Genomic DNA, 11,449 nt, shown 5'->3' with positions numbered 1-11,449 from the left:
GACCTGGCGACTGGACGGCACGAGCCGGATGAATCGAGAGGTTCACGTCCGGATCTGTGGGGGCGGGCAGGTGAGATTCCTGCCCGCTACCCGGCGTCAGCAACTGGAGGTCGTTCCAGGTGAGCGCCTGACGTGTGGGGTCGAAACCCTGACGGGTGACGTAGACGAGGAGATAGTCGGCTCCGTGGCCGGCCTGGTCCCACAGCTTGACGGTGAAGTTGTTGCGGGTATTCGTCGCCTTCCACGCGCCGGGAACGTCCATCGCGTTGTAGCGGCCGTTCTCGGCGTGTCCGCCGCTGCACAGCTGGCCGTTCGGGACCGCGGCCTGGAAATTGCCGCCGAGGTTCATCCGGTAGAGGCCGTTCCAGTTCCACATGGCCGTCGTGTCGGCCTGCCACGCCTGCCAGCACATGGGATCCTGCTGCGCCATGGTGGGGTTCTGGAAGTCGCTCCCCCAGCGCTGCCAGCAGCCGTAGTGACGGGAGGCGGGGTCCACGAGCGAGCCGTGGGCGGAGGCGGCGCCGGCCCAGACCACCAGGCAGGCCGCCATGGCGGTCAGCAGGGCCGTGGTACGGACGGCCCATCGACGGGCGGCCCGGGCATGAGGATGTGATGGCACGTTGGGTCTCCGATCTTCCGCGTGATCCGAGTTGCAGGAGCGCTCCCAAATGCGTCGCCGCGACAGTAACCGACCGCGATTAGTTTGGATAGTCCACCAACAAAGTGGAGACCGTTCCCTGCGCTGCCCAAGGTGGGCGAAGTGGCGATGACCTGGCCATTCACTGGCAATGGTGCGCTACGCGACGGCTGCCCAACCCTGTATTTTTCATGGCTTGACCGCATCAAGTCAGGCAGGGGTGCCCGCAGGAGGACGACTGACCCCGGCATGCTCGGAATGGTCCACCGGGGGGCTTCGACGATCCCGGTTACGAGTGCCCGACGCCCGAGAGAGCTTGTCACTAAGGTTCCGAGTGAGCCCGCGGCCGGCGTCGCACAGGAAATCCGCCTCGCAGGTCGCCGCTGCGCGTACGTTGGGACCGATGAAGGATCAGCACGCACAGATCGCATGGCAGGACCGCCGGCCGGTCGGGCTCACGACGCCCATCGAGGGGGACGCCTCGGGCCGCGGGCAACCTGGCAGGGGCGTGGGCCGGTCGCGCGGGAGGTTGCTGGTCGCCTCGCTCGTCAGCGTGGCCGTCTCGATCTCCGGATGCGCCGGCTCGCAAGGTGCCGCTTCAACGGCCACGCCCAACCAGACCGCGACGCGTACGGCCCCAGGGCGGGCGGTGTCGCCGCCGGCGAAGGAGTCCTCACGGGAGGTGCCCGTCCTCCCGGCCCCGGACGCGGCGATCCCCAAGGACCCGTCACGGCTGGCCGAGTCCCTGATCAGCACCACCGCGCGGCTCCGGCAGGCCACCGATGACTGGGTGCGCGAGGGGAATCCCGCCAAGGGGGAGGCGCCCGAGCCGGTGGTGCTGCTTGCGCTGCACCAGCAGCGCGTCTACCGGTACCTGGCCGGCGATCCGAAGGTCGCTTCCCGAACCTACGCCCGGCTGCCCAAGGCCCTGGCCAGGCAGGCGGAAGACAACGTGACGGCCATCCGCGACCTGCGCTCCCTCGTCCGGCCCATCACCGGGTCGGCCAAGTTCCGTGTCCAGCCGCCCAAGCCCGCGGATGTCCTGCTCGGCCACTTCCGGCATGCCGAGCGCCGGTTCGGCGTCGAGTGGGAGGTGCTGGCCGCGGTGATGTTCGTCGAGACGAAGTTCGGCCGCGTGAGGTCACCGAGCTACACAGGCGCCAAGGGACCCATGCAGTTCATGCCGGGAACATGGGCCGCCTACGGGATGGGCGGTGACATCCAGGACACCCGGGACGCCCTGCTCGCCGCGGCCAACTACCTGCACGCGTCGGGGGCACCGCGCGACTACCGGCGCGCGCTGTACGCCTACAACCACTCCCAGGCGTACGTCGACGCGGTGCTGCTGCACGCGCGCCAGATGAAGCAGGACATCAGGAACTACTACGCCTACTACAACTGGCAGGTGTTCGTCGTCACCACCCAGGGCGACCGCCGCCTCACCGGCCCTGACCGCTGACCCGGAGGAGCACCTCGTGGAGTAGGCGACGCGTCTGGCCGCGGCCGGGAGGTCACGCGGCCAGGGTGTCGGCGGACACGGCCCAGAGGCGGGCGGCGGCTTCGGGGTCGAGGGCGTAGGCGGCGACGCCGCGGCGGGTGCCCGGCTGGTTCGGGGCCGCTTCGGCGCAGTCCTCGAAGTACCGGCCTCCGACGCCTTCGAGCAGGGGCGAGGTGGCGACCAGCACGGAGGTGGAGGCGCCCTGTTCGGGCGTCTTCCACGTGTACGACCCGCCGCCGCTCTGGTTGCGCATCCGCTCCAGGTCCTCGTCGGTGACGTGCCGCTGGAGGTTGGTGCGGATGGCGCCGGGCATCAGCGCGTTGACGGTGATGCCGTCGTTCGCCCAGCGCGTGCTCGCCTCGACCGCGAACAGGATGTTGGCCGTCTTGGACTGCCCGTACGCGGCCCACGGCTCGTAGGGGCGCTCCCGGAAGTGGATGTCCTCGAAGACGACCGGCGAGCGCAGGTGCCCGCTGGAACTGACCGACACGACGCGGGCGCCGCCGGCCTCCGCCAGCGCACGGTGAAGCCCCGTGGTCAGGCCGAAGTGGCCGAGGTGGTTCGTGGCGAACTGCAGTTCCCACCCCTCGGGCGTGCGCGTCTCTGGCGAGGCCATCACGCCGGCGTTGTTGACGAGGATGTGCAGCGGGCCGTCCCACGCGGTGACGAAGGCCGCCACCGAGGCCCGGTCGGCGAGGTCCAGCGGCGCGACGAGGACCTGCTTGTCGCCGGTGGTCGCGATGATGTCGTTCGCGGTGCGCTCACCCGCGTCGAGGTCGCGGACGGCCAGTGTGACCTCCGCGCCCGCCCCGGCGAGCGCCCGTGCGGTCTCGATGCCGATGCCGGACGCCCCTCCGGTCACGATGGCGCGGCGGCCGGTGAGATCGATGCCGTCGACGACCTCGGCAGCCGTGGACCGGGCGCTGAACGGCGTGGTGATGGGCGTGGTCGAAGTCATGATGTTTCCCGTCTCGCTCGGCTACCCGGATCGGGCCGCCAAGCCGGTACGCTGGTGAAAACGGAGGATCCTCCACTACGTGCCACTCTAATCGGAGGTTCCTCCGCTTAGCAAGCCGGGCTCCGAAGTGGGACAGTTGGCGAAACGGACCGACGAGGAGGGGAACGTGCCGGCCGAAGGGCCTCGACCGCTGCGCGCCGACGCGCGGCGCAACCGCGACCGATTGCTCGACGTCGCCGTTCGCGCGTTCTCCCAGGACGGGCCAGACGTGACGCTCGACGCGATCGCGAAGGCCGCGGGCGTCGGCATCGGCACGCTGTACCGCCACTTCCCGACCCGCGAGGCGCTCATCGAGGCGGCCTATCGCAACGAGCTGACGAGGCTGTGCGACGCCGCGGCGGAACTCCTGCGCGCCATGCCGCCGGACGAGGCGACACGCACCTGGATGGATCACTTCGTCGACTACATGACGACCAAGCGGGGCATGGCCGACGCGTTGCGAGTGGTCATCGCCTCCGGCGGGAACCCGTACGAGCAGAGCCGCGACCGGCTGATCGCCGCGATCTCGATGCTGCTCCAGGCGGGCGCGGCGGCGGGGACCGTACGGTCGGACACCGAACCGGGCGACGTGCTGGCGAGCCTCGGCGGGGTGTCGCTCGCCGCCGGCGAGCCCGCCCAGCGCGACCAGGCCCGCCGCCTGCTCGACCTGCTGATGGACGGCCTGCGCTACCGGGCCGCCGCCACGCGCTGACAGCGGCGGGTCCTAGATCTGTCTGGCCGGGTTGCCGCGCCATCGGGCGTGGGGGGCCGGCTCCTCGCCCTTCATCAGGAAGGAGTCGGGGTCGAGGACGGCCCCGTCGCCCATCCGGACCCCGTAGTGCACGAGTGCCCTCATCCCGACGGTGCAGCCTTCCCCGATGACGATGTGGTCGGACTTGAACGTGCCGTCCTCCAGCGAATGGGCCTGGATCAGGCTCCCCTCCGCCAGCGTGCAGTCGCTGCCGACGGTGACCAGCGTCTTCTCCGGCATGTAGCCGCCGTCGTCGAACACCCTGCGCCCGAGTCGCACGCCCAGCAACCGCCAGAAGAGGTTCTTGAACGGGGTGCCGTTGAGCACGTCCAGGTGCGTCGTGACGCTGAGCTTCCAGTAGCGCTCGTGCCACCAGTAATACGGCTGGTAGATCGAGCAGAACCTCGGCTCCAGCCTCCCGAACCCGATGGCGACGCGCTCGGCCAGCACGAAGTATCCGGCCGTGAACACCAGGGTGAGCACGATGTCCGCGGCGACGGCGGCCGTGCCGAGGAGGCCGTACAGCCTGACGGCGAGCAGGGACAGAAGGGTGACGCCGAACACGTAGATCCACCGTACGAGCAGGTAGAGCGCCATGGTGACGAGATTGTGCCTGTTCTTGGCGGACAGGCGGCGGCGGAACTCCTCGCCGGTCTTCAGGTGGTCGAAGCCGCTGTCACGCTGCACCGAGCGCGGGATCTCGAAGCACGGCGAGCCCAGCAGCCCGACGTCCTGCCGCAGGTGGCCGTCGATGGGGATCATGACCTTCGTCGCGAGGAGGCAGTTGTCGCCCACCCGGCTCTGGGACGGGTAGGCGATGTTGTTCCCGACGAAGGTGCGTGCCCCGACCGACGTGCGTGACACGCGGAACGACGTGCTGGAGAAGTCCGCGTTCATGATCGACAAGCCGTCGGAGACCATGGTGCCGCCGCCGACGGAGGTCAGGTAAGGCGACTCGTGCTTGAGTTCGAGGCCGAAGTTGGACCCCGTCTGCTCGACCGTGGACAGCCCGTACCCGACGCCGCGGAGGTAGTTCACGACGTACGAGCTGTCGCCGAAGAGGTACATGAAGAACGGCACGTTGGTGATCCGCGTGATCGCACGCTGCGCCCCGTAGCGGAAGCCGTACAGGGGATGCACCTTGCCCGGTGTGACGGCGAGGTTCAGCAGGCGGGGCACGGTGGCCACCAGGGCGAGCCCGGCGGCGACGGCACCGAAGAACAGCACGCCGGAGGTGACCAGGGCCTCCCAGAACAGCTGCCGGCCCACCGGTTCCGCGGAACGCTCCGTGAGCGCGGCGAGGCTCGGCACCTGGGTGCCGAGCAGGTACGTGCCGCCGAGGGTCAGGGGGATGTACACGAGCAGCGCGCTCAGCAGTTGCAGGGCGCCGAAGCGGGCCCTGCGCCAGGTGCCGCATTCGGCGGGTTCGACCGTCCGGTAATCAGTGGTGGTCGGCTGCGCGGGGGAGCCGTGCCAGCGCCGGCCGTCCGGAACGGACTGGGACGACTGGAGGGACGAGGAGTGCCCGAGCTGGGCCCCGTCGCCGAGCGTGGCGCCGATGTCGATCACCGTCGCCTCGCCGACGAACGCGTCATTCCCCAGGGTGATCGGGCCCGTCTCGATCACGCCCGCACGGGCCCGGTAGCAGGGGAAATACGCGTCCTTGCGGATGACGGTGCCGCCGCCGATCGCCAGCAGATCGGTGCAGACGGGAACGTTCTTGGACAGGATGACGACGCCGGGGCCGATCCTGGCCCCCAGCGCCCTGAGATACAGCACATACAGCGGGGAACCGGTGAAGAGCGCCATCGGATTTCGCCTGACGAGGGTCTTCACGGCCCAGAACCGCACGTACGCCAGGCTCCAGACGGGTATCTCCCCGGGTTTCCAGCGGCCGACGAGCGCCCATTTCGCCAGGATCGGGACGGTGCACAGCGCCACGAAGATCGCGCCGCCGGACACCAGCGACCGCAGGTAGACGTCGGCGGGACCGGTGGCCGCCGAGATCCACCGGAAGGCGGCGACGAGCACCGAGGCGGTGAGGTAGGCGTATCCCAGGAACAGCAGGAACTGCAGGGCTCCGCAGAGGAGGTACCGCGCCGTGCTCGCCGCGGGGCTCGGTTCCGCCGGGACCCGCGGCTCGGTGGCGGGGGCCGCGTCCGCCAGGGCCGCGGCCAGGCTCCTGACCGTGGAGTGCAGGTAGACGTCCTTCATCGACACCGGCGCGAGGTCGGTCCGCTCTCTGACGCGGGCGCAGAAGCGCGCCATCAGCAGCGAGTTCGCCCCAAGCTCGTCGAAGAAGTGGCTGTCGGCCGACACCTGTTCGAGGCCGACGACCTCGGCCAGCGTGCCGGCCAGGACGCTTTCGGCGGGCGTGGCAGGGGCCACGTAGGCGTGCGTGGTGGCCAGGCAGCGGGGGCCCTTCGGCGGCGGGAGGTTCTTTCGGTCGGCCTTGTTGCTCAGCAGCATCGGGATGTCGGGGAGCTGCTCCACGTAGGCGGGGACCATGTATCCGGGAAGGCGTCCGCGCAACTGCCGGTAGATGTCCTCCTGGCCGAGTCGCGGTGTGCCCTCGCGGGGACTGTAGTAGGCGACCAGCTCGACGACCCCGGGCTCCGGCTCGTAGGTGTCGACCACGGCCTGCGCGACCCCCGGCACCTGGAGCAGGACCGACTCGATCTCGGCCAGCTCGATGCGGTACCCGTGGATCTGGACCTGAGTGTCGATACGGCCGTGGTACTCGATCTCGCCGTCGTCGTTGACGCGGCCGAGGTCCCCGGTCCGGTAGATACGGCCCGACGGGTTGTCCGGTATCCCGAGGAAGTCCGGGATGAACGCCCGTTCCGTCAGGTCGTCGCGGTTGACGTACCCGCCGGCCAGGCCGATCCCCGCGATGCCGATCTCGCCGAGCTCTCCGGAGGGGACCACCCGCGCCTTGGCCGGATCGAGGATGACCACGGAGTAGGTCGGCAGCGGCACGCCGAGGGTCACCGGCTCGCTCGGGTGGAGCACCTTCCAGGTGGCGGTGACGGTGGCCTCCGTCGGGCCGTACACGTTGAGGAACCTGCGGCCTGGGCGGTGCCAGCGGCGTACGAGGTCCGGGGGGCACGCCTCCCCGGAGACCAGCAGGAAGCGCAAGCCGGGAAGGTCCTTGTCGAGGGTCGCCAGCAGGGTCGGCACGCAGCACAGCGCGGTGACCCGGCCGGCCTGGAGGAACTCCCACAGCTCCCGGCCGAGCAGGGTGACGCCCGGCGGTCGCGGGACCAGGGTCGCCCCGGACAGCAGGGGCACCCAGATCTCCTCCACCGAGAAGTCGAAGGCGATCGTCATGCCCTGGTAGACCCGGTCGTCCGCCCGCATCTCGTACGCCTCGACCGCGACGCGGACGAAGTTGCAGATGCCGGCGTGCTGGATCGCCACGCCCTTGGGCCTGCCCGTCGACCCCGACGTGTAGATGATGTAGCAGAGCTCGTCGACGGGCCTCCCGCGCTCGTCGTCCGTCAGGCGCCGGTCGTCCTCGGCGGCGACCAGGCTCTCCGCCTCGTCGACGTAAAGGATGTCGGCGTCGACGTGCTCGACGCGACCGCGCAGGTGCGACAGGGAGAGCACCGTCCGCACGCCCGCGTCCCGCACGATGTACGCCAGCCGGTCGGCGGGGAAGCCGGCGTCCATCGGCACGTACGCCGCGTTGATCTTGAGGACGGCGAGCATGCCGGCGTAGGAGTGCACGGCGTGGTCGAACAGCAGGGCGATCCGATCGCCGGGCCGGGCTCCCTGCTTGAGCAGGTACCGGGCCAGCCGGTTCGCCCGCGCGTCCAGTTCGTCGTAGGTGAGCACGACGTCGCCCGCGTCCACCGCCCGCTGGTCGCCACGCTCGGCGGCACGCAGCCGGTCGCACTGCTCCTCGAACAGCGCTTCGAGCCTGTCCCCGCCCCCTGGCCGGGCCGCCCGCGGGCCTTTCGCACCGATCAGGATCTGGCCGGCCGGCGGCGCGGGCCGGGGATCGAAGCGCTGAACGTCCTGGACGTCGGCCTGTCTGGTCATGCTGCCTCCATCAACCACCACAGATGCCCTGGTGCCGGACCGGCTCAGGCCGCCACCAGGCAGCGCTCGTCGATGGCGTCGACGAGGATGGAACACGCGGTGTCGACGACGTCGGCGGTCACGTTCAGCGGAGGGAGGATCCGCAGGACGCAGTCGTCACGCCCGCCGATCTCGATGATCAGTCCCCGGCGCAGCGCGGCGGCCTGAACCTCGTGCGCCAGCTCGGTGGCCGGGCTTCCGTCGAGCGGTTCGGCGAGTTCGACGCCCCACATCAGGCCGAGGCCGCGCACCTCGCGCACCCACGGGTTCTTCGGCAGCATGGCGAGCCGGTCGGCGATCTGCTCGCCGCGCTCCCGGACGTTGGCCAGCACGTCGTCGCGCCGCATGATGCGCACCGCCTCGGCCCCGGCGGCGAACGCGAGCTGGTTGCCCCGGAAGGTTCCGATGTGCGCGCCGGGCGCCCAGACGTCCAGCCGCCGGTCGTACATGATGATCGCGACCGGGATGCCGATGCCGCTCAGGGCCTTGGACGCGACGATGACATCGGGTTCGATGTCGTACTGCTCGAAGGCGAACCAGGTGCCTGTGCGCCCGCATCCGGTCTGCACCTCGTCCACGATGAGAGGGATGTCCAGCTCGCGGGTCAGGTCGCGCACCCGCTGGACGAACTCCTTGGTGGCCGGTATCACCCCGCCTTCGCCCTGCACCATCTCCATGATCACTGCGGCCGGCAGCGGGACGCCGCCGTTCTTGTCGTGCAGCGACCGTTCGAGGTGCCCGGCGCAGTTGGTGCCGCACGTCTCGGGTACCAGGCCAAGCGGGCAGCGGGTGCAGTAGGAGTAGGGGAAGAAGTGGATGCCCGGGACGCCGTTGCGCACAGGCTGCTTCTGCCGTACGAGCCCGCTGAGGGCCATCGCCGCGTGGCCGCTGCCGTGGAATCCGCCCTGGAAGGCGATGACGTCACCCCGGCCGGTGGCGGTCTTGCAGAGCTTGATCGCGGCGTCGACGGCGTCGCCTCCCGTGGGCCCGCAGAAATGGATCTTCATGTTGTCGCGCAGTCCCGGGGGCAGCATGGACAGCTGTGCCTCGGTGAACGCGTCCTTGGCCGGGGTCGGGAAGTCGAGGCCATGGGTGAGGCGGGTGAGCTGGCCGGTCACGGCTTGTACCAGCTCGGGGTGGTTGTGCCCGAGCGACAGGACCCCCGCGCCGGTGAGGAAGTCGATGAAGGTGTTGCCGTCGAGGTCGCGCAGGAAGCTGCCGGAGGCGTCCGCGATGGCCAGGGGAAGGCGGCGCGGGTAGGTTCGCGCGTTCGACTCCCGCTGGGCCTGCCGGGCGAGCAGTTCCGCGGAGCGCGGGCCTGGGAGATCACTCAGAACATAGGGATGGAGCAACATGTCGGATTTAGCGCTGCGATCGGCCAGACTCATCGGGGCTCTCCTCTCAAGGCGGCCGACGTGCTGGATCCTTTCAAGGGGTGCCTGCGTCTCGAATCTCCTAACTCACCCATCACAGACTCGCCACACGTATATCGCTGATGCCGGTCGGACTGGCAGAGAACATGGCCATCGCGATCCTCCGCGAATCATGGCCTCGGTCTACGGATACGGTTCCACGAGCGGTACCCGTACAAACGCCACAAGGCCACTCATGTCCATCGAAGCTTCGCGGACTTCCCGTTTCAGGAGGAAATCCAAAAAGTGTTTTGTCTGGACGTGATCGTTCTTCGCCGATCGGCCTCGGGGTGGTTGATCAGGCCTTCTGCGGTGAGGATGGTGTCTGATCATGGAAATTGCCGTCGATGATCCGGCTCATGGCTCGCGCCGTCGCAGGGTGATAAATCTGGATTTTTCGCTAAATAATGGACATGCTCGGCGGGTTAATGAGGGGGCCGATCGGCCCCGAGATTCCCGTCACTCGTGCGAGCGGGAAAGGTGCCGGATGATTGCCATTCGCTGGCCGATATAAGGCTTTCCATTGAAGGCCGTGAGAGGTTATGCAGTGGAGGAGGCGATGCGCAGGGGCTTCGGGACGACGGCCGGTCAGGCCGCGCCGTCATCGGACGCGGTGCCGGTACCCCTGCCAGGACCGGACGTGAGCCCGGCCTCGTCGAGCACTCCCGCCCAGGCCCGGCTGATCTGGTCGGCGAGGTCGGTGATCTCCGGCAGGTCGCCGATCTCGGTGGGCGCGGCGTCCGGGAACTCGCCGCGAAGGAACGTGCCGAGGCCGATCAGGCCCAGCTCCCAGCCGGCTCCGAGGCCCCAGAGGCCCTTCTCGGGGTCGTTGAGCACGAGGTCCGTGATCTTGCCGAACGAGGAGTGTTCGAGCTCCAGCTCGGTGCCGTCGCCGCTGGGCGACAGCCGCAGCTCGACCTGGTCCTCCGGCAGGTCGCCCACCTCGCCGGACACCCAGGTGACCGTGAGCCGCCGGGGCGGTTCGCAGCGCAGGATCCTGCCTCCGGCGTTGCCCTCGAAGCTGAACGTGCCGCCCTCCCGGAGGTCGCCCGAGGGCCTCATGAAGAAGCGGCTCAGCCGGTCGGGGTCGGTGCAGGCGTCCCAGACGTCCTCGACCTCGGCGTCGTAGCGCCGGCGCATCAGGATGGTCCGCGTCTCACCCCCGTCGCGGTGCCGGCTGCCGAGCTCGCGCTCGGTGCCCGAGATCGGGTCGTCCTTGCCGAACACGTCGGTCATGTGCCGTGGTGCCCTTTCGTGGTGGTGGAGCGCCGGGCGGGCGGCCGTCAGCCGAACTGGGCGAGGCCGATGAGGTTGCCGCAGGTGTCGTCGAACACCGCCTGGGTCACCGTGCCCATCTCCGTCGGCTCCATGGTGAAGACCACGCCGAGCGCCTTCATGCGCTCGAACTCGGCGTGGACGTCGTCGGTGGCGAACAAGGCGGCGGGGATCCCGGACTCGAAGAGCGCCTGCTGGTAGGTCGTGGCGATCGGGTTGCCGTTCGGCTCAAGGAGCAGCTCGACGCCCTCGGGCCCGGCGGGGGAGGCCACGGTGAGCCAGCGGTCCTCTCCGACCGGGACGTCCTGCTTCTTCGCGAAGCCGAGGATGTCGGTGTAGAACGCGAGGGCCTTGGCCTGGTCGTCGACGAAAACGCTGGTCACTGCGATCTTGATCATGGTATTTCCTGGTCTTCCTGGTCGAGGGGGTTGTGCGGCGACGCGCTCGCCCGGTCCCTCGCGCGACGGTCGCGCCGCCCCCGCGCGAGCTCGGTGCCGAGGGCGTCCAGCCCCTGGCTCCAGAACCGGCGGTAACGCTCCAGCCACACGTCGATCTCCCGAAGGGGCGCGGGGTCCACGGCGTACAGGCGTTTGGTGCCCTCGGCCCTGACCGTCGCGAACCCGTTCTCGCGCAGCACCCGCAGGTGCTGCGACACCCCGGGCTGGGAGATGCCGAACTCCTCCTGGACGACCTCCCCGACCTCGCCGGCCGACCGCTCACCGTCGGCGAGCAATTCGAGGATCCGGCGACGGACCGGGTCCCCGAGGACGTCGAACGCGTGCACGGGGCACAGCTT

Annotated in this window: 9 protein-coding genes; 2 read left to right on the top strand and 7 right to left on the bottom strand. The window is 69.5% G+C overall.

Annotated elements, in window-relative coordinates:
* A partial coding sequence (locus AB0B89_RS04015; RefSeq protein ID WP_358547745.1) for a lytic polysaccharide monooxygenase occupies positions 1 to 619 on the bottom strand: 619 nt, incomplete at its 3' end.
* A gap of 421 nt (positions 620 to 1,040) precedes the next feature.
* Between AB0B89_RS04015 and AB0B89_RS04010 the strand changes: the two genes are divergently transcribed.
* The gene (locus AB0B89_RS04010) at positions 1,041 to 2,096 is read left to right on the top strand and encodes a lytic transglycosylase domain-containing protein (RefSeq protein ID WP_358547742.1); all 1,056 of its coding nucleotides are present in this window, start codon (positions 1,041 to 1,043) and stop codon (positions 2,094 to 2,096) included.
* A gap of 52 nt (positions 2,097 to 2,148) precedes the next feature.
* On the opposite strand, the gene AB0B89_RS04005 is transcribed toward AB0B89_RS04010, so the two are convergent.
* Positions 2,149 to 3,093 carry an SDR family NAD(P)-dependent oxidoreductase gene (locus tag AB0B89_RS04005; protein ID WP_358547739.1) on the bottom strand — a complete coding sequence of 315 codons (945 nt, stop codon included), beginning with the start codon at positions 3,091 to 3,093 and terminating at the stop codon, positions 2,149 to 2,151.
* 166 nt (positions 3,094 to 3,259) lie between these two features.
* Here AB0B89_RS04005 and AB0B89_RS04000 point away from each other — a divergent pair, with 166 nt between their 5' ends.
* Entirely contained in the window at positions 3,260 to 3,844 is a 585-nt protein-coding gene (locus AB0B89_RS04000; RefSeq protein WP_358547736.1) for a helix-turn-helix domain-containing protein, read from the top strand.
* 12 nt (positions 3,845 to 3,856) lie between these two features.
* Here AB0B89_RS04000 and AB0B89_RS03995 read toward each other — a convergent pair whose 3' ends face one another.
* The 5 genes from AB0B89_RS03995 to AB0B89_RS03975 form a co-directional block, all read right to left on the bottom strand.
* On the bottom strand, positions 3,857 to 7,927 hold the full coding sequence (locus tag AB0B89_RS03995) for a Pls/PosA family non-ribosomal peptide synthetase (RefSeq protein WP_358547733.1): 4,071 nt from the start codon (positions 7,925 to 7,927) through the stop codon (positions 3,857 to 3,859).
* Positions 7,928 to 7,971: 44 nt separating this feature from the next.
* Entirely contained in the window at positions 7,972 to 9,354 is a 1,383-nt protein-coding gene (locus AB0B89_RS03990) for a diaminobutyrate--2-oxoglutarate transaminase family protein (RefSeq protein WP_358547730.1), read from the bottom strand.
* 612 nt (positions 9,355 to 9,966) lie between these two features.
* A complete protein-coding gene (locus AB0B89_RS03985) occupies positions 9,967 to 10,614 on the bottom strand; it encodes an SRPBCC family protein (RefSeq protein ID WP_358547728.1) in 648 nt (215 codons plus the stop codon).
* Positions 10,615 to 10,661: 47 nt separating this feature from the next.
* Complete coding sequence (locus tag AB0B89_RS03980) at positions 10,662 to 11,048, bottom strand: VOC family protein (protein ID WP_358547757.1); 387 nt, start codon at positions 11,046 to 11,048, stop codon at positions 10,662 to 10,664.
* Entirely contained in the window at positions 11,048 to 11,437 is a 390-nt protein-coding gene (locus tag AB0B89_RS03975) for a metalloregulator ArsR/SmtB family transcription factor (RefSeq protein WP_358547726.1), read from the bottom strand. Before AB0B89_RS03975 ends, AB0B89_RS03980 begins: the two co-directional genes overlap by 1 nt.
* Positions 11,438 to 11,449 lie beyond the last annotated feature (12 nt).

The organism is Sphaerisporangium sp. NPDC049002 (assembly GCF_040649355.1).
GTDB lineage: Bacteria > Actinomycetota > Actinomycetes > Streptosporangiales > Streptosporangiaceae > Sphaerisporangium.
This window is presented reverse-complemented; position numbering and strand designations above follow the sequence as displayed.